The organism is Nocardiopsis sp. CNR-923 (genome assembly GCF_001942255.1).
Classification (GTDB): Bacteria; Actinomycetota; Actinomycetes; order Streptosporangiales; family Streptosporangiaceae; genus Nocardiopsis.
Window position 1 is genome coordinate 89,607 of record NZ_MKKC01000120.1, and the last position, 24,870, is coordinate 114,476.

Here is a 24,870-nt window from a genome sequence, read left to right on the forward strand (position 1 = left end):
TCCACCGCCCCTCAAGGGACGGGCCTTGGGGCGCGGCGTCTCCCTCTGGCGGACGCCTTCGGCTCGCTCTCGTACGGGCGCAGGGCTGATCGCGTGTCCGGGACCGCCCGGAGTCAGGCCCGGTCGAGGACCCGGTGCAGCAGTTCCCCCAGCGCCGCGCCCGGTGCCTGACAATCTCCAGCGCCTGGTCGGACTCGAAGCGCTCCAGCACCGAGCCCACCGCGTCGTTGGTGATGATCGCCAGGCCCAGCACCTCCGCCCCCATCTCCACGGCGGCGATGGTCTCCAGGGCGATCGACCGCCCCACCACGTCCGCCCCCGCCTGGCGGAGCAGCGCCAGTTCGGCGGGGGTCTGGAGCTGGGGGCCGACGGTGGAGACGTACACACCCTCCGCCAGCGACGGGTCGACGTCGTGGATGATCTCCCGCAGCCGCTGGCTGTAGGCGTTCGACAGGTCGACGAACCGCGCACCGGCCAGCGGTGAGCGCGCGGTGAGGTTGATGTGGTCGCGCACCACCACGGGCAGGCCCGGTGCGAAGTCGGCGCGCAGTGAACCGGCGGACCCGGTGAGGACGGCGAGCCCCGCTCCCGCGGACAGGCCGGTGCGCACGGCGTGCGTGGCGCGCATGGGGTCGTGCGTCTCGTACTCGTGGACGCGTCCCATGAACACGATCACGCGCTTGTCGCCGACCCACATGCTCCGGACCTTGCTGGAGTGTCCCTTGGCCGTGGGGGAGACGAAACCGGGCAGTTCGGTGACGTCGAACTCGATGTCGGACGCGCCGAGCGTGTCGACCGCACCCGCCCAGCCGGAACCGAGCACCACCAGGGCGTCGAAGCTGTCGGCGCCGGCGCGGGACAACAACTCCCGTGCCGCCTCGGCCGCGAGGTCCTTGGCTCCGTCCGTTGTCTGGGACGCCTGCTCTGTTTCACTCACAAGTCGGATGCTACCGCTGTGTAGTCGGATTGTTCCGGAACGCAACGCAGTGTGTCCGCCGTGTGGAATGGGCGGGCGGACGCCCTCGGGGAGAAGGGGAATCAGGGGCGGACGGTGACGCCGGGAGCGCCCCGAGCCACCTCTCGCGGTGACCGTTTCGCACGCGCGAAGTGGTGTTCGTCCCATTCCCCGGGCCTGTGCGACGGCGCACGGGCTGTGAGGCGGGCCCCCGGGGCCCGCCGGGATCCGGGGGCCGGCGGAGTCTGCGGATTCCTCCGGCCGGCATGGACGACAATGGGAACCAGCGAAGAACCTGGTGGTGCCCCGCCATGCCCGAATTCCGGCCCGGACCGGGAACGGGCGCCGCGGTCCAACCGAAGAGGGAGTGAAGCAGCGTGACGAAGGTCGTGATCATCGGTGGCGGACCCGGGGGCTATGAGGCGGCGCTGGTCGCGGCACAGCTCGGCGCGGACGTGACGGTGGTGGAGCGCGACGGCATCGGCGGCGCCTGCGTCCTCACCGACTGCGTGCCCTCCAAGAGCCTCATCGCCACCTCCACGCGGACCACCTACGTACGCGAGGCGGACGCCCTCGGCATCAACGTCCCCGAGATCCACGACGGCAAGGCGGAGGTGGAGGTCGACCCCGCCCGCATCAACCCCCGGATCAAGGCCCTCGCCCGTGCCCAGTCCGACGACACCCGCGCTCGCCTGGTCAAGGAGGGCGTGCAGGTCGTGCTCGGTGAGGCGCGTCTGGTCGACCCGCACATCGTGGCCGTCGGCGACCAGCGGATCCGCGCGGACGTCATCCTCATCGCCACCGGCGCGCACCCCCGGGAGCTGCCCAGCGCCGAACCCGACGGCGAGCGCATCCTCACCTGGCGGCACCTTTACGACCTGGACGAACTCCCCGAGAAGCTCATCGTCGTCGCTCCGGCGTCACCGGCGCCGAGTTCGCCAGCGCCTACCAGTCCCTCGGTTCGGACGTCACCCTCGTCTCCTCCCGCGAGCACGTCATGCCCACCCAGGACGCCGATGCCGCCGAGGTCCTGGAGGACGTGTTCATGCGACGCGGCATGACCGTCCTCAGCCAGACCCGCGCCGAGTCGGTGGTGCGCACCGCGGACGGCGTCCGGGTCACCCTCACCGACGGCCGGACGGTCGACGGCAGCCACTGCCTGATGACGGTCGGCATGATCCCCAACACCGAGGGGCTCGGCCTGGAGGAGGCCGGCGTCCGGCTGGGGCAGGGCGGGTTCGTCGACGTCGACCGGGTCTCCCGCACCACCGTGCCGGGCGTGTACGCCGCCGGCGACTGCACCGGCGTCAACATGCTGGCCTCCGTCGCCGCCATGCAGGGGCGGATCGCCATGTGGCACGCGCTCGGCGAGGCCGTCGCCCCGCTGAAGCTGTCCACGGTCGCCTCCACCGTCTTCACCCACCCGGAGTTGGCGGCGGTCGGCGCCAGCGAGGACGACGTGCGCAGCGGGCGCATCGACGGCCGGGCGGTGACGCTCCCGCTCAACACCAACCCGCGCGCCAAGATGAACGAGGTCAAGGAGGGCTTCGTCAAGCTGATCTGCCGCCAGCACACGGGCATCGTGCTCGGCGGCGTCATCGTCGGCCCGCGCGCCAGCGAAATCATCCTGGCGGTGTCGGTCGCCGTCCAGCAGCGCCTGACCGTCGACGACCTCGCGCACACCTTCGCGGTGTACCCGTCGCTGTCGGGCAGCGTCACCGAGGCGGCGCGGTCACTGATGCTCGCCTCCCCGGAGTAGGAACCCGCGGGTCCCGGGCCGGGAGGGGCGCGCCGGGCGTCGGGCCGAGAACGCCGACGGCGGGTCCCCGGGAGCCGCGGGCCGGGAGATCGCCCCGTTTACTCCGATCTCACGGTGGAGGGGGTAGTGTCTGGGGGGTGATCTGTCCCAAGTGCCAGAGCCCCATGCGTACCTACGACCGACAGGGCGTCCACATCGACCGGTGTGACGTCTGCCAGGGCATCTTCCTGGACCGGGGTGAGCTGGAGAGCATCATCGCGGCCGAGCAGCGCCACTACTCGGCGCCCCCTCCGCCGGATCCGAGCGCCCCCCAGCCCGGTTACCAGCAGGCCCCGCCGCGCTCCTACCCGCAGGCTCCGCCCCCGGGGTACCACCAGGGCGGCTACGCCGACTCCCCGCGCGGGTACGGCGGCTACCGCGACTCGCCGCGCGGGTACGGCGGCTACCGGGACTCTCCCAAGCCCTACCGCGGCCGTAGGAAGAGCTTCCTGGAAGAGCTGTTCGACTGAGCCGCACGTGCATCCGCTGATCTGCACGCGGTGCGGGGAACTGGACGAGAACCCGGACACCGGCGCGGGACCGTCCGTGCTGCGCTGTGCCTCCTGCGGCCAGACCCGGCCGTTCGCGCGCCTGCCGCTGTACTGCGTGTCGGGTCCGAGCGGCACCGGGAAGTCCACCATCGCCGGGATGCTGCTCGAACGGCTCAGTGACCGCTTCGTCGTGCTCGAACAGGACCTGCTGTGGGTGGGCGGTCTACGCGACCCCACCGAGCACCATCGCCTGTTCCGCTCTACCTGGCTGCGCACCGCGGCCATGGTGCAGCAGAACGGGCGTCCGGTCGTGCTCTGCGGGACCGTGGTGCCCCCGGAGTTCGAGCCCCTCCCGGAGCGCGCGCTGTTCTCCGCCATCCATTACCTGGCGCTGACCTGCGACGCCGACGTGCTCGCCGACCGGTTGCGCGCCCGCCCCGCCTGGCGGGAGTGGGACGAGGAGCGGATCGAGGAGACTCTCGACTTCGCCGCGTGGGTGGCGTGGGAGGGGCCCCGCCTCGACCCGCCGCTGACCCTCGTCGACACCACCGGGGCCGAACCGGCACAGACAGCCGACACGGTGTGCCGGTGGGTCCAGGAGCTGCACGCGCGCTCCGCGGCCTGACGCCGTCCCATCGCCGGTCGCACGCCCCGCGAACGCGGACGTCCCGGGCCAGCGTGCCCGGGACCGTCCGCGTTCGCGGTGGAAACCTCAGAAGTCGAAACCGCCGAAGTCGCCTCCGCCGCCGAAGTCCCCTCCGAAGTCGCCGCCGCCGAAGTCCCCGCCACCGGGTCCCCGGCGTCGCCGACGTCACCGGCGCCCATCATGCCGCCGCCCAGCATCGACCCCATCATGGAGCCCATCATCATGCCGGTGAACATGCCCATCATCATGTCCATGCCGAAGTAGCCGCCGGCGTAGGGCGAGTAGGCCGGGCCCGCGTCGTAGTACGGGCGGCGTTCGCCGTCGACCTCGACCAGGCGCACGTCCGGCTGCCCACCGGTCCGCACGGCCTGCGCGCACGCGGGGCAGGCGGTGACCGACCGGGGCGAGCCGCCGGGCGGGGCCCACATGACGTCCTCGGAGGACGGGCCGTGCTGCGGGTTGAAGAAGCAGGGGCCGCGGCGCTCGGGCACCGGCGCCCCGCTCATCCGCGCCCGGGTCGCGCTCATGTAGTAGCGGCCGTCCTCCAGGGCGCTGGTGACCATGCGCACCTGGTCGGGCTCGGAGATGGTGTCGAGCAGGGACTTGGCCTGGTCGTAGGAGTCGATCGCGCGCGTGTAGTCGGCGCGGGTGGCGTCGTCGACCGCGGTCAGGTCGATCTCCAGGCCCGCCACGTCCTCACCGAGCCGGACGACGTCCTCTGTGGCCATCTGCCGGATCTCGGCGAGCTGCTTGGCCTTCTTGGCCGCGCGCTTCCTGCGGCTGTTGTAGACGAACCAGCCGCCCGCGGCGACGACGAGCACCAGGAGGGCGAGCAGGACCAGGGCCGAACCCCCTCCGCCGCCGGACGCGGCGCCGGACTCCACGCTCTCGGCGGCGTCGGGCACGGCCGTGAGCGTGTCGATCTGGTTTCCCGCGCCCTCGGCGAGCGCGATCTCCCGGATCGCCTCGGTGTCCTCGATGTTCGGGGACGTCACCAGGAAGGCGTCGGATCCGGCCAGGACGCCGTAGGCTCCGTCGCCGACCTCGGCCATCACGGGCTCCATGACGGCGTCGACGCCGGCGTTGGACCCGGCCGCCCCCGTCGGGAGGACCACGTAGTAGACGGGCACGTCGGACCCGGCCGCGGCCGTTTCCAGGGCGGCCTCGTCGGCGGCCGGGATCTGGTCGATGCTCGGGTCGATGTAGACGCCGTCGCCCTCCAACTCGTCGACGACGGCCTGGGTGTCGGGGAGTTCGGGTGCGGTGTCGGCCGCGGCGGGCATCGCCGAGGCGGTCACGACCGCCGCCGCGAGTCCGGCGGTCAGGACTGTGGGTGTTGCCAAGCGGCGCAGCATGTCGTTCCTCTCGCCTCCGTCACTAGCTGGGACGAACGGGGTGCCCGCTCAGTTCCCGCCGCGTCCACGGTCTCACCGTGTCCCCCTCCCCACAACGCGGCGCGGCCCGCCGGATCGTCTCCGGCGGGCCGCGGTCGGTTAGGGCGGGGGTCAGGACCTGGCGGCGGGCTCGGCGTCCCGTTCGGCCGTCTCCGAGGCCCCGTCCTCGCCCCGCGCCCCGAGGGGCTGGGCGGGCTCCTCGTCCAGCGGAACGAATCCGCTGGAGCCGCGCGGAGCGCGGTAGCGCGTCACGTCCAGGATGCCCTCGCGCTTGGCGACGATCGCCGGGACGAACGCCTGACCGGCCACGTTGGTGGCGGTGCGGCCCATGTCCAGGATCGGGTCGACCGCGAGGAGCAGGCCGACTCCCTCCAGGGGCAGACCCACCGTGGACAGGGTCAGGGTGAGCATCACGGTCGCGCCGGTGGTGCCCGCGGTCGCGGCCGAGCCGATCACCGAGACGAACACGATGAGCAGGTAGTCGGTGACGCCCAGGTCGATCCCGAAGAACTGGGCGACGAAGATCGCCGAGATCGCCGGGTAGATCGCGGCGCAGCCGTCCATCTTGGTGGTGGCGCCGAACGGCACGGCGAACGCGGAGTAGTGGCGCGGAACGCCGAGGTTCTGCTCGGCGACCCGCTGGGTGACGGGCAGGGTGCCCATCGACGAGCGGGAGACGAAGCCGAGCTGCACGGCGGGCCACACGCCCGTGAAGTACTTGACCGGCGACAGGCCGTGCAGGCGGGCCAGCACCGGGTAGACGACGAACACCACCAGCGCCAGGCCGACGTAGATCGCCGCCGTGAACTTGCCGAGCGCGCCGATGGTGGTCCAGCCGTAGCTGTAGACCGCGTTGCCCAGGAGGCCGACGGTGCCGATCGGGGCGAGTCGGATGACCCACCACAGGGCCTTGAGCACCACGTCCAGGGCGGAGGCGGTGAAGTTGATGAACGGCTCGGCGGACTTGCCGACCTTCACCGCCGCGATGCCGAGGACCACGGCGATCACGATGAGCTGGAGGGCGTTGAACGACAGCGACGTGCTCAGCGAGCCGTCGTCGGCCTGGGAGGTGCTCGCGGCCAGACCGAGGAAGTTGGCCGGGACGATGCTCTCGATGAACGCGATCCAGGAGCCGTGGGTGGTGGGCTCGGCGGCGGTCGACGCGTCCACGCCGCTGTTCAGGCCCGGCCGGAAGACCAGTCCGAGCGTGATGCCGATCGCGACGGCGATCAGCGCGGTGATCGCGAACCACAGCAGCGTCTGCCCGGCGAGGCGGGCCGCGTTGGTGACGTTGCGCAGGTTGGCGATCGAGGAGATGACGGCCAGGACGATCAGCGGCGGCACGATCGTGCGCAGCAGCGTCACGAAGATCGAGCCGACGGTGTCCAGGGTGGTGGCGAGCCAGTTCGGGTCGCCGTCGCCGGTGGCGCCGAGCTGGAGGGCGACGACGCCGAGGGCGAGGCCGAGGACCAGACCGGCCAGGACCTGGACGGAGAAGGGGATGCGTACGAACGGATTTCGCGAACGTGCGGTGGCACTCTGCGAGGACACGGAGGTGACTCCAGAAGGGTGGCGATGACAGCCGAGGACGTGCGGCGGCACGGTGGGCGCCGCCGAGTTCGGCTACGGGGCAAGGGGGTGTCACCGGCAGGGGGGTGACACACGGTGGGGTGCGCGGCGCGCGCCTCGGCGGGCGCGCGTGAACTAGCTACACGCCTGACAGCCGCGGCGGCACAGGTCGATGTGCCACCGTCGCGTCAGTCCCCAGATGTTCGTCACGGTCAAGGACAATATCCCCTACGCCTTACTTATTCCATACATGTCATGGGATGAATCCCGCGTGGTCCTGTCTGGATCGCCCGAGTCCAGGGGGCTCCGTCGCGGGGAGAGCGGGGGAGTGCGGCGAGGATCACGCCGGGCGTCAGGGTCGGATGAGACAAACCAGGAAAGCACCGTACTGTCTTTCGACAAGTAGGGACACGACACAGACGGGGAGGCACCGATCCGGTGCCTCCCCCTGCCGTGCGGGCGGCGCGCCCTACGCGTCCTTGATCTCGCAGACCACCGCGCCGTTGGCCACGGTCTCACCCGCGGCGAGCGTCAACCCGGTCACCGTCCCGGCCTTGTGCGCGTTCAGCGGCTGCTCCATCTTCATCGCCTCGATGACCACCACCGGGTCGCCCTCCGCGACGGCCTGGCCCTCCTCGGCCACCAGCTTGACCACCGTGCCCTGCATCGGCGACACCAGCGCGTCCCCGCCGACCGCGGCCGAACCGCCGCCGGCGCGCGCCGACCGCTTCTTCCTCGCGGGGACCGTGCCCCGCCCCGCCGCCGGGGCCGCGCCCAGACCGGCGGGCAGCACCACGTCGATCCGCTTGCCGCCGACCTCCACGGTCACCGTCTCGCGCTCGACGGCCGCAGCCGTGCCCGGCGCGCCCGCCCACGGCTCGATCCGGTTGTCGAACTCCGTCTCGATCCACCGCGTGTACACCCCGAACGGCTGTTCCGCGTCGGCAGGAGCGAACGCCGGGTCGGCCACCACCGCCTGGTGGAACGGGATCACCGTCGGCATCCCGCCGACCGTGAACTCCGCCAGCGCCCGCCTGGAGCGGGCCAGCGCCTCCTGCCGGGTCCGCCCCGTCACGATCAGCTTGGCGACCATCGAGTCGAACGCCTGCGGCACCGTGAACCCGGCCTCGCACCCGGTGTCCACGCGCACGCCGGGACCGCCCGGCAGGGACAGATCGGTGATCGTCCCCGGGGCGGGCATGAAGCCCCGACCCGCGTCCTCGGCGTTGATCCGGAACTCGAACGAGTGGCCGCGGACCTCCGGGTCGCCGTACCCCAGCTCCTCGCCGTCGGCCACCCGGAACATCTCCCGTACCAGGTCGATGCCGGTGACCTCCTCGCTCACCGGGTGCTCCACCTGAAGCCGGGTGTTGACCTCCAGGAACGAGATGGTCCCGTCGACGCCGACCAGGAACTCGCACGTCCCGGCGCCCACGTACCCGGCCTCCTTGAGGATGGCCTTGGACGCCCCGTACAGCCGCTCCATCTGGTCCTGGGACAGGAACGGCGCCGGAGCCTCCTCCACCAGCTTCTGGTGGCGGCGCTGGAGCGAGCAGTCACGGGTGGAGACCACCACGACGTTGCCGTGCGAGTCGGCCAGGCACTGGGTCTCCACGTGGCGGGGTTTGTCCAGGTAGCGCTCGACGAAGCACTCGCCGCGCCCGAACGCGGTGACCGCCTCGCGCACGGCGGACTCGTAGGCGTCGGCCACCGCGTCCAGGGTGTGGGCGACCTTCAGCCCGCGCCCGCCGCCGCCGAAAGCGGCCTTGATCGCGATGGGCAGGCCGTGCTCCTCGGCGAAGGCCACGACCTCCTCGGCGCCGGAGACCGGTTCCGGGGTGCCGGCCACGAGCGGGGCGCCGACCTTCTGCGCGATGTGGCGGGCCTGGACCTTGTCGCCCAGGGCGGTGATCGCCGAGGGCGGCGGGCCGATCCAGGTCAGCCCCGCGTCGATGACCGCCTGGGCGAACTCTGCGTTCTCGGCGAGGAACCCGTACCCGGGGTGGACGGCGTCGGCGCCGGACTCTGCGGCCACGGCCAGGAGTTTGGCGATGTCCAGGTAGGAGTCGGCGGGGGTCGACCCGCCCAGGGAATGGGCTTCGTCGGCGATCTTGACGTGCAGCGCGTCCAGGTCGGGCTCGGCGTACACGGCGACGCTGGCCAGACCGGCGTCGCGGCACGCGCGGGCGACGCGCACGGCGATCTCGCCGCGGTTGGCGATCAGAACTTTACGCACGGTGGGAAATCCTCCTGCTGTGGCACGGAGCTGGAGAGCGCCGTCCGCTCAACGGAAATTCTACGAATCGTGGCGACGGGGTCACCTCAGGCTGAGGCGCCAGGCGTCGGGGCCGGGCCGGGGCGGCACGTGCGCACGCAGGTTCCGTGCGCGGTCCCGCCAACCGGAGGCCGGTTCCGTCGCCGCGTCGGTGTCGGCGTCGGTGGCGCGTCGGGCCGCGCGCGCGCTGAGCACGGCGGCGAGGGCCGCGAGCTCCTCGTCTGAGGGGGCGCCGCGGACCACGACCACGTGCGGCGGTGTCGTCGGTTCGTTCACCAGTTTTCTCCGAGGTTGCCTCGGCCCTCAGGCCGGCGAGGAATCAGAGCCCCCGTTGTCATCCACCCGCAGTGGTGGTGATCTGGCTCACACACGTAGGGGGTTCTCCCTTCTTCGTCGTGGGTTCTGGCTGGCGTGCCGATCGAGACGCCGCCACCACACACAGGCCAGGAGGCCGGGTACGCCCGGTTCGCCTTCCGGTTGCGTGTGCCGTCCACCGCCCTCCTGGGCTTGTCGGGTGAGTGGGACCGGTGTCGGTGGGTCTGGAACCGGTGCGTCGCCGAATCCCGCGCCGCGCACCAGGCGGGACAGGAGCGCGGTCCGGCCAGGTTGGACGAACTGTTGACCGGGTGGCGTGCGGCCTTGGGGTGGCTGCGCGAGGGCGGGTCGGCGCACGGCGGCCTGAGCCAGGAATCCCCGCGGGTCCCGTGGCGGGAAGGGTGATGAGGATCCCCTTCCCCTCGGGGAGGAGAGCAGTCAAAGCGGGATGTTTCCATGCTTCTTGGGCGGAAGCTGCTTGCGCTTGTTCCGCAGGGCCGCGAGGGCCTTGGTGACCTGGTCGCGCGTCTCGGACGGCATGATGACCCCGTCCACGTAGCCGCGTTCGGCCGCCGAGTAGGGGTTGAGGAGGGTGTCCTCGTACTCCGCGACCAGCCGCGCGCGCTCGGCCTCGACGTCCTCGGACTCGGCCAGGGTGCGGCGGTGCAGGATGTTGACCGCGCCCTGGGCGCCCATGACGGCGATCTGCGCGGTGGGCCAGGCCAGGTTGACGTCGGCGCCCAGATGCTTGGAGCCCATGACGTCGTAGGCGCCGCCGAACGCCTTGCGGGTGATCACGGTGATCAGCGGGACGGTGGCCTCGGCGTAGGCGTAGAGCAGTTTGGCTCCGCGCCGGATGATGCCGTCCCACTCCTGGTCGGTGCCGGGCAGGAAGCCGGGCACGTCGACGAGGGTCAGGACGGGGATGTTGAAGGCGTCGCAGGTGCGCACGAAGCGCGCGGCCTTCTCGGAGGCGTCGATGTCCAGACAGCCCGCGAAACTCATGGGCTGGTTGGCGACCACGCCGACGGAGCGGCCGTCGACGCGCCCGTAGCCCACCACGATGTTGGTGGCGAACTGGGAGTGCACCTCCAGGAAGTCGCCGTCGTCGAGGATCGCCTCGACGACCCGCTTCATCTCGTAGGGCTGGTTGGCCGAGTCCGGGATGAACGTGTCCAGCGCCAGGTCGGTGTCGGTGAGCTCGTCGCCCGGGTCGTCCTCGGGCGGCAGGACCGGCGCCTCCGTGAGGTTGTTGTCGGGCAGGTAGCCGAGCAGGGTGCGCACGTAGTCGATCGCGTCGTGCTCGTCGGCGCCCATGTAGTGGGCCACGCCCGACTTGGTGTTGTGGGTGCGGGCTCCGCCCAGTTCCTCCATGGACACGTCCTCGCCGGTGACCGTCTTGATGACGTCGGGGCCGGTGATGAACATCTGGGACGTCTCGTCGACCATGACGACGAAGTCCGTCAGGGCGGGAGAGTACACGTGGCCGCCCGCCGCGGCGCCCATGACGAGCGAGATCTGCGGGATGACACCGGAGGCGTGGGTGTTGCGCTTGAAGATCTCCGCGTACAGGCCCAGCGAGACCACACCCTCCTGGATGCGCGCGCCGCCGCCCTCGTTGATGCCCACGACGGGGCACCCGTTGGTGAGGGCGTGGTCGAGGACCTTGGTGATCTTCTCGCCGTAGACCTCGCCGAGCGAGCCGCCGAAGACGGTGACGTCCTGGCTGAAGACGGCGACGGGACGCCCGTCGACCGTCCCGTGGCCGGTGACGACGCCGTCGCCGTAGGGGCGGTTGCGCTCCAGGCCGAAGCTGGTCGAGCGGTGTCGTGCCAGGGCGTCGAACTCCACGAACGAGCCCGGGTCGAGGAGGGCGTCGATCCGCTCGCGCGCGGTCATCTTGCCCTTGGCGTGCTGCTTCTCCACGGCACGCTCGGAACCGGCGTGCACCGCTTCGTAGCGGCGTCGTTGCAGGTCGGCGAGCTTTCCAGCGGTGGTGTGGATGTCGATCTCAGCCGCGGACGGTGGTTCTGGGGCTTGGGTGGCCATGCCAACCGAGTCTAGTCGCTGGGTTGTTCAACAATCTGAGGTGGCCCTGGTTACTCGCGAGTAGGGGCGACGGGGCGCACCGGGGAAGCGGGGTCCGGCGCGCCGCCGAAAAGAGGTGGGAGCCCGGAATTCACGCGTGACCGAATGTGCATTCATCTCCGCCGCGCACAATTGTTAACGTGCTCGCAAAGCCGGTGAAATCCACCCCCGAACGCGTCCGCGCAGTCCCGACATCTGTAGTCTCGGCCCCATGACAGCGGTGAACGCAGAACGAGACAGCGCCAGGCAGGAAGTTCCCGAGCAGCTCCGAAACGACGTGAAACTGCTCGGCGAGATGCTCGGGACGGTATTGGCCGAGAGCGGCGGCGAGGACCTTCTCGCCGACGTGGAGAAGCTCCGGCACGCCGTGATCGGCGCACGCGACGGGTCGGTCTCCACGGACGAGATCACGGCGATCGTGTCCGAGTGGCCGCTGGAGCGGGCCAAGCAGGTGGCCCGCGCCTTCACCGTCTACTTTCACCTGGCCAACCTGGCCGAGGAGCACCAGCGGATGCGGGCCCTCCGCGAGCGCGACGACGCCGCCCACCCGCCCCGCGAGTCCCTGGCCGCCGCCGTGCGCGCCATCCGGGAGACCGACGGGGGCGAGGAACGCCTCACCGAACTCGTCGCGGGCATGGAGTTCCATCCCGTGCTCACCGCGCACCCGACCGAGGCCCGACGGCGCGCCGTGTCGACGTCCATCCTGCGGATCAGTGCCCAGCTGGACGCCTGGCACGCCGCCCACGAGGGCAGCAGCGCCGCGGCCGAGGCGCACCGGCGCCTGCTGGAGGAGATCGACCTGCTCTGGCGCACCTCCCAGCTGCGCTACACCAAGCTCGACCCGCTCGACGAGGTGCGCACCGCGCTCGCCGCGTTCGACAAGACCATCTTCCAGGTCATCCCGCAGGTGTACCGGGCACTGGACGCGGCGGTCGACCCCGGGGGAACGGGGGTGCGCGCCCCCCGCGCGACGCCGTTCGTCCGGTACGGCAGCTGGATCGGCGGAGACCGCGACGGCAACCCCTTCGTCACGCACGAAGTGACGCGCGAGGCCATGCGCATCCAGTCCGAGCACGTGCTGCGCGGTTTGGAGAACGCGTGCGACCAGGTCGCCCGCACCCTCACCGCCTACTCCAGCCTCACCCCGGCCAGTCCCGCACTCCTGGACGCCGTCTCGGCCGCCAAGGCGGGGCAGCCCGGCCTTCTGGCCGAGATCACCGGGCGCTCGCCCAACGAGCCGCACCGCCAGTTCCTACTGCTGTGCGCCACTCGGCTGCGCGCGACCCGCGAACGCGACGCGGACCTGGCCTACGCCACCGCCGACGACTTCCTCGCCGACCTGCGCGTCGTCCAGGACTCGCTGGTCGCGGCCGGTGCGGTCCGGCAGGCCTACGGCGAGCTCCAGCACCTGATCTGGCAGGCGCAGACCTTCGGATTCCACCTGGCCGAGCTGGAGATCCGCCAGCACAGCGAAGTGCACGCGGCCGCCCTGGCCGAGTTGCGCGCCGGTGAGCGGCCGTCCGAGCGCACGGAGGAGGTGCTGGCGACCCTGCGGGTGATCTCCTGGATCCAGGAGCGCTTCGGGGTGGAGGCCTGCCGCCGCTACATCGTCAGCTTCACGCGCTCGGCCGAGGACATCGCGGCCGTGTACGAGCTGGCGGGCCACGCGCTGCCCGCCGACCGGGTGCCCGTCCTGGACGTCATCCCGCTGTTCGAGACCGGCGCCGACCTGGACGCCTCTCCCGGGGTCCTCGACGGCATGCTGGAGCTGCCGGGGGTCCAGCGCCGCCTGGAGCAGTCCGGCCGCCGGATCGAGGTCATGCTCGGCTACAGCGACTCGGCCAAGGACGTCGGACCGGTCAGCGCCACGCTGCGGCTGTACGACGCCCAGGCCCGACTGGCCGCGTGGGCGCGCGAGCACGACGTGCGGCTGACCCTCTTCCACGGCCGGGGCGGGTCCCTGGGCCGCGGCGGGGGCCCGGCCAGCCGCGCGCTGCTCGCGCAGGCGCCGGGCTCGGTGGGCGGCCGGTTCAAGGTGACCGAGCAGGGCGAGGTCATCTTCGCCCGCTACGGTCAGCCCGCGATCGCCCGCCGCCACGTCGAGCAGGTGGGCCACGCGATCCTGATGGCCTCGACCGACGCCGTGCAGGAGCGCGAGCGCTCGGCCGCCGAGCGGTTCCGCCCGTTCGCCGACACCATCGCGGCGGCGGCGCAGGAGACGTACCTGGAGCTGATCGGCACCGAGGGCTTCGCGGCATGGTTCTCCCAGGTCAGCCCACTGGAGGAGCTGGGAGAGCTGCGCCTGGGCTCGCGCCCGGCGCGGCGCGGCGCGGCCAGGGGACTGGGTGACCTGCGGGCGATCCCATGGGTGTTCGCGTGGACGCAGACCCGCGTGAACCTGCCGGGCTGGTACGGCCTGGGCACCGGTCTGGCGGCCGTCGAGGACGTCTCGGTGCTCCAGCGCGCCTACCGCGAGTGGCCGATGTTCGCGTCGCTGCTGGACAACGCGGAGATGAGCCTGGCCAAGACCGACCGCACGATCGCCGAGCGCTATCTGGCGCTGGGCGGTCGGCCTGAGCTGAGCGAGCGGGTGCTCGCCGAGTACGACCGCACACGCGAGTTGGTGCTCACGGTGACGGGGCACGGCCGCCTGCTGGAGAACCGCGCGGTGCTCTCGCGCGCGGTGGACCTGCGCAACCCGTACGTGGACGCGCTGTCGCACCTCCAACTGCGGGCGCTGGAGGCGCTGCGGGGCGAGGAGGCCGACTCCCTGTCCGAGCAGGACCAGCAGCACCTGGAGCGCCTGCTGCTGCTGTCGGTCAACGGCGTGGCGGCCGGACTCCAGAACACCGGCTGACCCGGGCGGACGCGTCGCGCCCCCGTGCCCGGGTCAGGGTGCGGGCGCGGTCGTGCGTGGGGACGGGCGCTCAGACCGGGAAGTCCGAGGTGTCCAGCGTGACGCCGAACGGTTCGGGAAGGTGGATCGCCTTGCCGAAGGGGACCTTGACGGCACTGGTGCAACGGCCTTCCCCTGGCTGGGATGAAGAGCGTGACCTCGCCCTTGCCCGTCTCCGGGGCCCAGCGGTCCACCAGAAGGTGGAGGGGGACCCCGGCGTGCGCGTATCCCCAGAGCTTGGCGTTGCGATCCTTGTCCGCGGTGCTCTTCGACGTCACCTCGACATGTCGACAACGCAGCCGACACCATGCTGCCGGGACGTGCTCCAGAACCGAGTCAGGGAGTACGACCAGGTCGGGGATGAACAGACTCGACCGGAACGGGATCCGCACGTCGAGCGTCTGGTGCACGTCGGCCTCCGCGGGGTCGCCGCCGTCACGGAAGATCTCGCGATAGGGCTGTTTCCGCAGCGGGGCGACGATGCGCGAATGCTCGCGCGTGGGGGCGCCACGAGAAGGAGACGGGCTTCGATGATCTCGGCCCGCCCACCATCGGGCAGGTCCCACTCTTCCCAGGCGCGCGAGGTCAATCCCCACGCGGACGGAGTGTCCACGAGCGTCCCCGCCTCCGCGACGCTCATCTGCCGAGCCGCCTCCGGTGGCTGAACGTAGCAACGTGTGATCACCGATGTGCTGGTTTCGGGGTGACTGGTGACCTCCGCCCGCGAGATGGTTTTCCCGGGGCATCCCGGCGCTGCTGTAATGGGCGTATGACCGACGACGACGTCCTCCGACCGCCGCTCGACCCGGTGGCGCTCAACGCCGCTCTGGCGCGCCCCGGAGGAATGTGGCGCGGCGTCGACGTGCTCCCCGCCGTGGGCTCCACCAACAGCGAACTCCTCGCGCGCGCCAAGGCCGGGGCGCCGCACGGCGGCGTGCTGGCCACCGAGCACCAGACCGCCGGGCGCGGCCGTCTCGGGCGCGACTTCACCACCCCCGACCGCGCCGCGCTCACCTTCTCCGTCCTGCTGCGCGTCACCGTTCCCGCGGACACGCTCGGCTGGCTGTCGATGCTCATGGGTGTGGCCGCGGTCGGCGCCATCCGCCGGGTGACCGGGGTCGGGGCGGCGCTGAAGTGGCCCAACGACGTCATCGTTCCCGCCGGGGCACGTGCCGGGGGCGCGACCGGCGACGGCAAGCTGGCGGGCATCCTCTCCGAGGCCGACTTCTCCGACCCCGGCGCTCCGGCGGTCGTGGTCGGCATGGGCGTGAACGTCTCCCAGACACGCGCGGAACTTCCCGTGGACACCGCGGTCTCCCTGCGCGGGGAGGGCGCCACCGACCTGGACCGCTCCGCGCTCCTTCGCGCCGTCCTGGCCGGTTTCGGGGAGCTGTACGTCGCGTGGTCGGCGGCCGACGGGGACGCCGAGGTCAGCGGGCTGGCCGACGCCTACCGGGGCGTCTGCGTGACCGTGGGGCGCCGGGTACGCGTCAACCTGCCCGGCGACGCGCTGCTGGAGGGCACCGCGACCGCCGTCGACCACCACGCCCGGCTCGTGGTGGAGACGCCGGGCGGGCCCCGGGCGCTCAGCGCGGGCGACGTCGTGCACGTGCGCCCCGGCGTCTGACCGCGCGCGAGGCCGTCTCGGGAACGGGACGGGTCCGCGGATCGTTGTCGGTTGCGTCCGCGTCCGAACGGAGGGGGCCGCACCTTCGCGCGTCCGGGCGCGGTCCAGGGGGTGACGAGGGTCCTCACCGTGGGGTCACCCTCGGTGTTGGTTCATCACCGCAGGTCAGGGTTTGGCTCTGGCCGCATGGAACCCCGGGCGTAAGCTGGAGGGGAACCGCCGGAATGAGCCCGGGTGCCGCGCGTCGCGCGGCACCGCACCGTCGGCCCAGTGACGAAGTGCTGGTTCCCCGCCCAGGCGGGGATGGTCTGAGAGAGAACGTATGCCGTCGCGTCCCGACCCGAAAGCGATCGAGTCCGTCCTGCTCGGCGGTGAACCGGTCTACAGCAGGAAGCAGGCGGTCGAGCTCTCCGGAGCCGACGCCGAACTCGCGGGCCGTGTCTGGCGTGCCCTGGGCTTCCCCACACAGGGTGACGACGACCCGGTCTTCGCCGAGAGCGACGTCGAGGCCCTGCGCATCGCCCACTCCCTGAGGGAGGAGGGCGTCCTGGACGAGGAGGGCGTCGTCCGCTTCGCCCGCGCCATGGGGCAGACCATGGCCCGCCTCGCCGACTGGCAGACGAGCATTCTCAGCACGCTCGTCTTCAAGGACGGCGACGAGGCCTCGGCCAGCCCGCTGATGAACCGGGTCAAGGAACTCCTGCCCGACGTGGAGCGGCTCCTGCTGCACATCTGGCGGCGCCAGCTGGCCGCGTCCACCGCACGAACCCTGGCTGTGATGTCCAACAACGGCGACATCGTCCCCAACTACTACCCGCTCATCGTGGGCTTCGCGGACCTGGTCTCCTTCACCACGCTCAGCCGTGAGCTCGACGAGGTCGAGCTGGCCGAGGTCGTCGAGGGCTTCGAGGCCACCGCGGCCGACATCGTCGCCTCCGGCGGCGGCCGGGTGGTCAAGACCCTCGGAGACGAGGTGCTCTACGTCGCCGACTCCCCGCGCGAGGCCGCCGACATCGCGCTGCGCCTGGCCTCCGGCGTCAAGACCCACGTGGAGGTCCCCGACGTGCGGGTCGGCGTCGCCTACGGGCCCGTCCTCACCCTGCACGGGGACGTGTTCGGCACGACCGTCAACCGCTCCAGCCGCCTGACCTCCTTCGCCCGTCCCGGCACCGTCCTGATCGACGACGGCCTCGCCGAGAGCCTGGCGGGCGAGGACGGGCTCCAGGTGGTGAAGGTGCGGGCCCGCCACGCCCACGGCCTCGGTCTCATCCAGCCCTACACCCTGCGGCGGGACTTCGAACCCGGCGGACACTGACCCGCGTGCGGCGCGAAGCCGTGTGTGCCGGGGAAAGCGGGAGATAGGCTCGAACCGCCGGACCCGCCCGCGACACGTACAGGTGGTGAGCCTTGTCGAGTGCCCCTCCTCCCGTGGAGAGACTCCGCACCTCGGGCGTCTTCAGCCTCGAAGGCAGCGAGTTCGACGTCGAGAACAACGTGTGGATCGTCGGGGACGCCGACTCCGCCGTGGTCATCGACGCCGCCCACGACCACGAGCGCATCGCCCGGGGCCTGGGCGACCGCGAACTCATGGCGATCGTGTGCACCCACGCGCACAGCGACCACGTGAACGCGGCCGTCGCCCTGGCCGACCTCACCCACACTCCGATCCTGCTGCATCCCGACGACGCCCAGCTCTGGCACCACGTCCACCCGAACCGTGAGCCGGACGCCCCACTCCTGCATGGGGAGACCCTGGTCGCCGGGGGCGTGGAGCTGAAGGTCCTGCACACCCCGGGGCACACCCCCGGCGGGGTCTGCCTGTACGCGCCGGAGATCGGCACGCTGTTCAGCGGGGACACGCTTTTCCCCGGCGGGCCGGGCGCCACGGGGCAGCCGTTCTCGGACTTTCCGACGATCATCGCCAGCATCCGCGACCACCTGGTCGACCTGCCGCCGGAGACCGTCGTCCACCCCGGGCACGGAGAGTCCACCACCGTCGCCGAGGCCGCGGCGCACGTGGAGGAATGGGCCGCCCGGGGCTTTTGAACCGTGCCGTCTACGCCAGGCCGCCCGCCGCGACCGTGCCCGGCCGCACGCGCGGGCTCAGACGGCCAGGAAGCTCAGGTAGCCGAGGACGGCGGCGGTGACGACGAAGAAGGCGCCGGAGAGGCGAAGCGTCGTCGTGGATGTCGTGGAGGCCCTGAGCACCAGGTGGGGGACGACGAGGTAGGCCGCGCCCCGGAGCATGAAGAGGATGCCGAAGAGGGTGACGATCACCGCCAGCGGGCTGTCCCAGGCGAAGTGGGCCGACACGATCGCGGCGCCGATGAGGAAGTGCAGCATCCCGGAGATGTTCACCGCCATCGGGTCCGACCTGTCGGCCTTCCCGGCGAGGTCCGCGTAGAACCGGACCGAGAAGATGACCCCGATCCCGGCCACCAGGAGGTAGGCGAAGAGGATCCTGCCGAGGAAGAGGGCCGTCATTTCTGAGGCGAACATGCTTGTTTCCCTTTCTGTTCTTCGGGTGTGCGCGCCTGGTGGGCGGCGCGCTCGTTGACGATTCCCCGGGTCAGCATCTCCGTGGCGGGCTCGGTGTAGGCCGCGATCGCCGAGGGGTCGTCCCGGTCCGCGAGGAGGTCGGCCCCGGTCAGTCGTTCGAGGTGTTGGTGGAGGACCAGTGCGCCGAGGGACCAGATCGCGAGGACGGCGGCCCGCTCGTAGGGGTGGTCGCTGGGTTTGAGCAGGCCCGACTCGACCCCCTGGGCCATGTACCGGGCGGCGTCGTCGACCAGTTCGTCGATCATCGCGGACACCTGCGGTGAGCCGTCGATGAGCGTCCTTGCCAGGTAGCGGCGGACGGGCGGGCCGCCGTGGGCCTCCGGCGGCGTCGGGACCGGGTCCAGGTCCGGACCGGAACGCATGCCCTCGCTCTTGCGCTCGCGCAGGACTTCGGCGACGTAGGTGTCGCAGGCGGTGCGCAGGGCTTCCTTGGAACCGTACTGATGGATGACCAGGGACGGGGCGACACCCGCGGCCACCGCGATGGCGCGGACGCTCGTCGCGGCGACGCCGTGCTCGGCGAAGAGGGTGATCGCGGCATCGCGAATGCGGATCTCGGTTGACCGCCCATCGCTACTGTGGGCGCTTTTTGAACGCATGTTCATAACGCTAAACAGTTGTTCAATAAATGTCAACACGAGAAGTCACGGCGCCCCGGCGCCGCTCGGTCGCGTCGGACCCGGAGCGTCGGGCGGGGGTCTGGTCCGATCCCGTGCGGGGCCCGAGGGGCGGGCAGGTCGGTCCGGCGGGAGAGCGGCTCGCCGCGCGCACCGGGCGTCGCGGTGGAGGCCGACGTGACTCACTGCACTCGGTGCATCGGTGCACTTGAGTGCAATCAGCTCATAATGTGACCTCATGGCCATCACCCGACCCACTGACCGTCGCGAAGCGCTCAAGTCACGGCACCGTCGCGCGATCATCAACGCCGCCGCCGAACTCATCTACGAGCGCGACGGTCCGACCTTCAGCGTCGACGAGCTGGCGGAACGGGCGGACGTGGCCAGGCGGACGGTGTTCAACCACTTCGCCTCCCTGGACGACGTCGTCATGGAGGTGTGCGGCGAGGCCGTCGGCGACCTCACCGACACCTTCCGCCGTTGTCTGAAGTCCACGGCGGAGGGCGGCACGGGGCCGCTGGCGGACCACTTCGCCGAGGCCCTGCGCGAGGCGGACCTCATCTCCACCGTCACCTACCTGACCGGCATCCTCGGCGCGCGCGACCGGGAGTGCTCGGGCCGGGACCTGGTCCTCGTGGACCGGCTGATGAACGAGTTCGGCGTCTCCCTCGTGGAGACCCTGGTCAGCCACCACGCCGACGTCGACCCCTTCGACGTGCACGTTCTGGTCGCCTCGTACATCGGCGGTCTCATGGCCGTGCTCCACCACTGGGACAGGGCCACGGGTGCGGTCGACACCTCCGAGTCCCGGCAAGTCTGGAACGACCTCCAGGAACGCCTGTTCGCCACCCTGCGCGACGGGTTCGGCCGCATTCCCGCCGCATCCGCCTGATCCTCACCCTCCACCACGACACCGGAAGTTGACCATGGCAGAACTGCTCTACCGACTAGGCCGCGCCGCCGCCAGACGCGCGCGCACCGTGATCGCCCTGTGGCTGGCCGCCCTTCTGGCCGCCGCGGGAGCCTACGCCCTCTTCGCCGGGGAACTGGAGGAGAACTTCTCCCTCCCCGGAACCCCGACCTCGCAGGTCAGCGACCGGCTCGCCGACGAGTTCTCCGCGATGGGCGGCGGCAGCGGCACCATCGTCCTGGCCACCCAGGACGGAGAACCCTTCACCGACGGCCAACGCGCCGACATCGCCGAGCGCATCGAGGACGCCGAGGCGGTCGACGGCGTCGAGTCCGCCGCGAACCCCTTCGAGGCCGAGGCGGGACGCGAGGCGCAACAGGCGGAGATCGAGGAGGGCCGCGCCGAGGTCGCGGGCGGCCGCGAGGAGGTCGAGGCCGGACTGGACGAACTGGAGACCGCCCGCGACCAGGCGGAGGAGGCGGGGACGCTCGAACTCGTCGCCCCCGAGGTCGACCCGCAGATCGAGGAGCTGGAGGGTCGCCTCGCCGAACTGGACGCGAGCGAGCAGAGCCTGGATGAGAGCGCCCGCCTCCTGGAGCTGTCCGAGGGCATCCGCGTCGTCTCCGAGGACGGAGCCACCGCCCTGGTCACGGTGGCCTTCACCGAGGACCAGAACGAGATCGCCCAGGAGAGCAAGGACGAGGTCATCTCGGCCTTCGGGGAGATCCCCGGTGTCGACAGCGAGTTCGGCGTTGACATCGCCATGACCCCGCCCGAGCCCTTCGGTGTGAGTGAGGCCATCGGCCTCGCCATGGCGGCGGTCGTCCTCGTCATCATGCTGGGCACCCTGATCGGCGCCGGGCTGCCGCTCGTGCAGGCCCTCGTCGGAGTGCTCGTGGCGGTGCTCGGCGCGCTGTCGCTGTCGGACCTGGTCGCCATGTCGACGGTCACGCCGATCCTGGGCATGATGCTGGGCCTGGCCGTGGGGATCGACTACGCGCTGTTCATCATCCACCGGCACCGACGCCAGCTGCGGCGGGGCCTGGACGTGCGGGAGTCGATCGCCCTGGCCAACGGAACGGCGGGCAACGCCGTGGTGTTCGCCGGCGCACGGTGCTCGTGGCCCTGCTCGGACTCAACCTGACCGGGATCGCCTTCCTGGGGATGATGGGGAACGTCGCCGCCGTCGCCGTCACCGTCGCGGTGCTCGTGGCGGTGACCCTCACTCCCGCGCTGCTGTCCCTGGTGGGTGAGCGCGTCCTGTCCCGCCGGGAGCGGGCCGGGCGGGGATCGGACACCGCCCAGGCGGAAGACGACGCCCCCGTGCGCACCATGGGGACCCTGGGAGCCGTCGCCCGGGTCGTGCTGGTGACCGCCGTGCTGGTGGTCGTCGCGGTGCCCGCCCTCGACCTGCGCATCGGGCTGCCGGACGGGTCGTCCGAGGCGGAGGACTCCACCCAGTACCGCGCCTACTCCGCCGTGGAGGAGGCGTTCGGGGCGGGGGCCAACGGGCCGCTCGTCGTCGTGGCGGACCTGCCGGGGTCGGACTCGGAGGAGGAGGCCGCCGGGCAGCAGCTGGAGGTCGCCGAGGCGATCGCCGAGCGGGACGCGGTGGAGTCGGTCGCGCCCATCGCCCTGTCGGACGACCGCAGCGTGGCCGTGTTCCAGGTCGTGCCGGAGGAGGGGCCGTCCAGTGAGTCGACCGAGGCGCTCGTCCACGAGCTGCGCGGGCTGGACCCGTTCGACGACGGCGCAGAGCTGGGCGTGGCCGGAACGGCCAGCGGCAACATCGACGTCTCCGACAAGCTCAGCGACGCCCTGCCCGGCTACCTGGCGGTGGTCGTGGGGTTCTCGCTGGTCATCCTGCTCGTGGTGTTCCGCTCGCTCCTGGTGCCGGTCGTGGCCACGCTCGGGTTCGTGCTGTCCTTCGCCGCCGCGCTCGGCGGTGTGGTGGCCATCTACCAGTGGGGCTGGCTCAGCGCCGTGTTCGGCGTCGGGTCCCCCGGCCCGGTGTTGAGCTTCCTGCCGACGATCATGGTCGGCATCCTGTTCGGACTGGCGATGGACTACATGCTGTTCCTGGGTTCAGGCATGCGCGAGGCGTACGTCCACGGGGCTTCGGCACGCGTGGCCGTCCGCAAGGGGTTGGTCGCCGGGCGCGCGGTGGTCACCGCGGCCGCGGTCATCATGATCTCGGTGTTCGCGGGGTTCATCTTCGCCCACAGCGCCATGATCAGGCCCGTGGCTTCGCCCTGGCGTTCGGCGTGCTGGTGGACGCGTTCGCGGTGCGGTTGACGCTGATCCCCGCGCTGCTGCACCTGGCCGGCGACAAGGCCTGGTGGCTGCCGCGGTGGCTGGACCGGATCCTTCCGGACGTCGACGTGGAGGGGGCCCGCCTGGAGCGGGTGCACACCCCGGCCTCCGGACGGGACGAGGACAGCACCGAGCCGCTCGGAACCACGGTCGGCTCGTAACCCGCCAGGAACACCGCCCCCGTCGGCGCGGCCGTCACGGTCGCACCGGCGGGGGCGTGTCCGTGTCGACCTCCGGGGCGCCTCGAACCGCGCCCGACGTCCGACCGCCGCGAGCTAAGGAATGACCATGGGTGAGCCCCCGCGCACCGTCGACGACAACAGCGACCAGCCGCCGCGGATCTCCGGGCGCACGGCGGTGACGACCACGGTCGCACTGCTGGCCGGGGCGGCCGTGCCACTGCGGACGCCCCGGTGAGCAGACGGCTAGCAGTAGACTGGCGCTTGTCCTCGTTGTCGTCCGAGCCCTCGCCGAGGGTCAGGTCGGCGACGTCGCCGAGCATGATCTCTTCACCTTCGGTGCGGTCGTCCATCAGCTTCCTTTCTGTTGAGGGTGAGCGTGCCTTCCTCTGATTCACGGAGATGGTCGGAGTCACGTTGTGACGCGGAGGGTGTCGACGAGGCGGGCGATGTCGGCAGTTTCCTTGTCGGCGTCGATGGTCGGGGCGAGCCGGTGGACCTCGTGGCGAGCTGGCCCAGGGTGTCCGCCATCAGCGTCAGCTCGGTGGTCGTGTGCGGGTCCCGGTCGGTGGTGATCCAGGAGTGCTCCGTGCACCGGATCCAGTACCGGTTCCCGTACTCGGCCCGGAGGCAGGCGAGGTCGGTCTTCGCGCTCATGACGCCACCCGCAGCGCTTCGGCGAGCCTCATCCGGAGTTCGGTGAGAGAGGTGGCGGTCAGGCCGACCAGTCCGTCGCGGCCGTCGACGCGCAGGGCTCGCCAGGAGCCGTTGGCCTCCCACGCCGTCCACCCCGGGAAGTCCCGGTGGAATGCGGCGATGCGGGGGTCGTGCTCGTCAGCCATCCGTGGCGTGTCGCGCGGGTCCACGCGTGGACAGGTCATCGGCCTCACCTCGCGATGTCGGGGTGAGGGTTACGCTACGGAGCGCACAGGAGGCTGGTGTCCCAACTTGGGACACCAGCCTCCTTGACGTGGATCAGCTGATCTGCATTCGAAGTGCCAACCCGCGCAGTGGCTCAGGGATTGTCCGATGGTGGTCGACGAGGTGAGCGGTGACACTTCGCGCTGACGGGTGGTAGCGGGTCATCTGCGGGGCGGCCTTCTCCGCCTTGAGCAGGTTCTCCAGGGCTTTCTCCATTCGCTCCAGCTCCACGTGGGCGCGCGCCATGTCGATGCTGTGATGGGCGCGCCGTTCGGCTGGGAGCGAGGCGAGTGTCTGCCCGGGGATCTGGGAGTCGCGGCGGAGCGCTTCGTCGTAGTCGCCCATCTCCACGGCGACGGCTGCCCCGTGGATCATCACGTTGGCGGGGTTGAACTGGAGCGCGTACCAGTCCTGGCAACGTTCGGGCAGTTGACGGGCGGCGTCGACGGCTCGCTCGTGGTGGTCCCACGCTTCGGTCTCGGTGGTATCGCCGGTTTGGGTGCCCCGTGCGGACAGCACAGCCGAACGGAGCTGGAGAGCGCCGTGGACGGCCAACGCCTGGGGAGTGTCCCGGTCGACTCGGGTCGCGGCGGCGCGCACCAGGTTGAGCCCGGCGACCCAGGACCCGTAGAGCATCATCATGAGCGCTCGGCTGAGTTGGGCGAGTGCGGGCAGGTTGGGGTCGTCGCCGCGTGCCGCTGACGCGGAGGCGTCCTTGATCGCGGAGTTGGCGAGGTCGGTGTACCCCAACCGGCGCGAGAGGGTGACGGCGAGGGCTTGTGCGGCGTTGACATGACGCCAGACGCGGGGGTCGTCAGTGGTGTGGGCGTGGAAGGCGAGTTCGGTGAGGACGGCCGGGAGTGACGCGCCGACCTGGAGATGTCGAGCATCTTTCGAGGCCAGCCGGAGCCGTGCGATCTCCCGGGCGAGTTCGGCGATGGGTCGGGGCGCCATTCCGAGGTCGGGGGGGACGTCGATGGTGTCAAGGGCGCGACGTACTTCGGGGATGGTGGCGTGCACCCGGTCGGTGGCGGTGGAGTCGCCCCGGTACGGTTGCCCGCTGATCTCGGTGGGGTCGACATTGAGGGCGGTGGAGACGGCGGCGACGAATGCCGGGGTGGCCACACGGTCTCCTGTTTCGACTTTGGCGATGAGACCTCGGGACATGTGAGCGCGTCCGGCGAGTCCGTGTTGGGTGAGTCCTCGCAGTTTGCGGAGGCGCGCTACTCGTTGTCCGGTGGTCTCAGTGTCCTGGGACATATTGCGCCCCACCCTTTCCTGTCGTGTCGCTGATTCCAGGTTAGGGCGGAGCCTTTC

At 71.2% G+C, this 24,870-nt stretch carries 18 protein-coding genes and 5 pseudogenes; 11 read left to right on the forward strand and 12 right to left on the reverse strand.

Features of this window, described 5'->3' with window-relative positions:
• Nucleotides 1–113: 113 nt before the first annotated feature.
• A pseudogene (locus tag BJF83_RS21575) lies at nt 114–937 on the reverse strand (purine-nucleoside phosphorylase).
• A gap of 395 nt (nt 938–1,332) precedes the next feature.
• On the opposite strand from BJF83_RS21575, the pseudogene BJF83_RS21580 reads away from it, so the two are divergent.
• The 3 genes and pseudogenes from BJF83_RS21580 to BJF83_RS21590 all read left to right on the forward strand — a co-directional run bounded on the left by BJF83_RS21580 (nt 1,333) and on the right by BJF83_RS21590 (nt 3,869).
• A pseudogene (locus BJF83_RS21580) lies at nt 1,333–2,714 on the forward strand (NAD(P)H-quinone dehydrogenase).
• 137 nt (nt 2,715–2,851) lie between these two features.
• Nucleotides 2,852–3,223, forward strand: a complete 372-nt coding sequence (locus tag BJF83_RS21585) for a zf-TFIIB domain-containing protein (RefSeq protein ID WP_075927738.1) — start codon at nt 2,852–2,854, stop codon at nt 3,221–3,223.
• 7 nt (nt 3,224–3,230) lie between these two features.
• Nucleotides 3,231–3,869: an AAA family ATPase gene (locus BJF83_RS21590; RefSeq protein ID WP_075927739.1), complete on the forward strand. Its 639-nt coding sequence runs from the start codon at nt 3,231–3,233 to the stop codon at nt 3,867–3,869.
• Between the two features lie 87 nt (nt 3,870–3,956).
• Here BJF83_RS21590 and BJF83_RS21595 read toward each other — a convergent pair.
• The 4 genes and pseudogenes from BJF83_RS21595 to BJF83_RS21610 form a co-directional block, all read right to left on the reverse strand.
• Nucleotides 3,957–5,245, reverse strand: a pseudogene (locus tag BJF83_RS21595) (chemotaxis protein CheA).
• A 150-nt stretch (nt 5,246–5,395) separates the two neighbouring features.
• The gene (locus BJF83_RS21600; RefSeq protein WP_075927740.1) at nt 5,396–6,835 is read right to left on the reverse strand and encodes a dicarboxylate/amino acid:cation symporter; all 1,440 of its coding nucleotides are present in this window, start codon (nt 6,833–6,835) and stop codon (nt 5,396–5,398) included.
• Nucleotides 6,836–7,322: 487 nt separating this feature from the next.
• Complete coding sequence (locus tag BJF83_RS21605; RefSeq protein WP_075927741.1) at nt 7,323–9,089, reverse strand: biotin carboxylase N-terminal domain-containing protein; 1,767 nt, start codon at nt 9,087–9,089, stop codon at nt 7,323–7,325.
• 81 nt (nt 9,090–9,170) lie between these two features.
• Nucleotides 9,171–9,404 carry an acyl-CoA carboxylase epsilon subunit gene (locus tag BJF83_RS21610; RefSeq protein WP_075927742.1) on the reverse strand — a complete coding sequence of 78 codons (234 nt, stop codon included), beginning with the start codon at nt 9,402–9,404 and terminating at the stop codon, nt 9,171–9,173.
• 135 nt (nt 9,405–9,539) lie between these two features.
• Between BJF83_RS21610 and BJF83_RS27665 the strand changes: the two genes are divergently transcribed.
• Nucleotides 9,540–9,848 (forward strand): hypothetical protein, encoded by a 309-nt coding sequence (locus BJF83_RS27665; RefSeq protein ID WP_075927743.1) that lies wholly within the window; start codon nt 9,540–9,542, stop codon nt 9,846–9,848.
• A gap of 33 nt (nt 9,849–9,881) precedes the next feature.
• Here BJF83_RS27665 and BJF83_RS21620 read toward each other — a convergent pair whose 3' ends face one another.
• On the reverse strand, nt 9,882–11,492 hold the full coding sequence (locus BJF83_RS21620) for an acyl-CoA carboxylase subunit beta (protein ID WP_075927744.1): 1,611 nt from the start codon (nt 11,490–11,492) through the stop codon (nt 9,882–9,884).
• Nucleotides 11,493–11,826: 334 nt separating this feature from the next.
• On the opposite strand from BJF83_RS21620, the gene BJF83_RS21625 reads away from it, so the two are divergent.
• Nucleotides 11,827–14,388, forward strand: a complete 2,562-nt coding sequence (locus tag BJF83_RS21625; RefSeq protein WP_075927805.1) for a phosphoenolpyruvate carboxylase — start codon at nt 11,827–11,829, stop codon at nt 14,386–14,388.
• A 275-nt stretch (nt 14,389–14,663) separates the two neighbouring features.
• Here BJF83_RS21625 and BJF83_RS21630 read toward each other — a convergent pair.
• Nucleotides 14,664–15,173, reverse strand: a pseudogene (locus BJF83_RS21630) (hypothetical protein); the annotation flags it as partial.
• Between the two features lie 23 nt (nt 15,174–15,196).
• Between BJF83_RS21630 and BJF83_RS21635 the strand changes: the two are divergent.
• The 3 genes from BJF83_RS21635 (at nt 15,197) to BJF83_RS21645 (ending at nt 18,100) form a co-directional block, all read left to right on the forward strand.
• The gene (locus BJF83_RS21635) at nt 15,197–16,054 is read left to right on the forward strand and encodes a biotin--[acetyl-CoA-carboxylase] ligase (RefSeq protein ID WP_075927745.1); all 858 of its coding nucleotides are present in this window, start codon (nt 15,197–15,199) and stop codon (nt 16,052–16,054) included.
• A 322-nt stretch (nt 16,055–16,376) separates the two neighbouring features.
• Nucleotides 16,377–17,369, forward strand: coding sequence for an adenylate/guanylate cyclase domain-containing protein (locus BJF83_RS21640; RefSeq protein WP_075927746.1), 993 nt, complete (start codon nt 16,377–16,379; stop codon nt 17,367–17,369).
• A 113-nt stretch (nt 17,370–17,482) separates the two neighbouring features.
• Nucleotides 17,483–18,100 (forward strand): MBL fold metallo-hydrolase, encoded by a 618-nt coding sequence (locus BJF83_RS21645; RefSeq protein ID WP_262391749.1) that lies wholly within the window; start codon nt 17,483–17,485, stop codon nt 18,098–18,100.
• A 57-nt stretch (nt 18,101–18,157) separates the two neighbouring features.
• Here BJF83_RS21645 and BJF83_RS21650 read toward each other — a convergent pair whose 3' ends face one another.
• A complete protein-coding gene (locus tag BJF83_RS21650; RefSeq protein WP_075927748.1) occupies nt 18,158–18,553 on the reverse strand; it encodes a hypothetical protein in 396 nt (131 codons plus the stop codon).
• Nucleotides 18,535–19,212, reverse strand: coding sequence for a TetR family transcriptional regulator (locus tag BJF83_RS21655; RefSeq protein WP_083678655.1), 678 nt, complete (start codon nt 19,210–19,212; stop codon nt 18,535–18,537). The genes BJF83_RS21650 and BJF83_RS21655 overlap by 19 nt, the downstream gene beginning before the upstream one ends.
• Nucleotides 19,213–19,468: 256 nt before the next feature.
• On the opposite strand from BJF83_RS21655, the gene BJF83_RS21660 reads away from it, so the two are divergent.
• From BJF83_RS21660 to BJF83_RS29860, 3 genes and pseudogenes are all read left to right on the forward strand, one after another.
• On the forward strand, nt 19,469–20,122 hold the full coding sequence (locus BJF83_RS21660; protein WP_075927750.1) for a TetR/AcrR family transcriptional regulator: 654 nt from the start codon (nt 19,469–19,471) through the stop codon (nt 20,120–20,122).
• Between the two features lie 34 nt (nt 20,123–20,156).
• Nucleotides 20,157–22,614: pseudogene (locus BJF83_RS21665) on the forward strand (MMPL family transporter).
• Between the two features lie 127 nt (nt 22,615–22,741).
• Nucleotides 22,742–22,870, forward strand: a complete 129-nt coding sequence (locus tag BJF83_RS29860; RefSeq protein ID WP_262391750.1) for a hypothetical protein — start codon at nt 22,742–22,744, stop codon at nt 22,868–22,870.
• A 92-nt stretch (nt 22,871–22,962) separates the two neighbouring features.
• Here BJF83_RS29860 and BJF83_RS21670 read toward each other — a convergent pair whose 3' ends face one another.
• The 3 genes from BJF83_RS21670 to BJF83_RS21680 form a co-directional block, all read right to left on the reverse strand.
• The gene (locus BJF83_RS21670) at nt 22,963–23,289 is read right to left on the reverse strand and encodes a hypothetical protein (RefSeq protein WP_075927751.1); all 327 of its coding nucleotides are present in this window, start codon (nt 23,287–23,289) and stop codon (nt 22,963–22,965) included.
• Nucleotides 23,286–23,474 (reverse strand): hypothetical protein, encoded by a 189-nt coding sequence (locus BJF83_RS21675; protein WP_075927806.1) that lies wholly within the window; start codon nt 23,472–23,474, stop codon nt 23,286–23,288. Before BJF83_RS21675 ends, BJF83_RS21670 begins: the two co-directional genes overlap by 4 nt.
• A 133-nt stretch (nt 23,475–23,607) precedes the next feature.
• Nucleotides 23,608–24,813: a helix-turn-helix domain-containing protein gene (locus BJF83_RS21680; protein WP_075927752.1), complete on the reverse strand. Its 1,206-nt coding sequence runs from the start codon at nt 24,811–24,813 to the stop codon at nt 23,608–23,610.
• Nucleotides 24,814–24,870 lie beyond the last annotated feature (57 nt).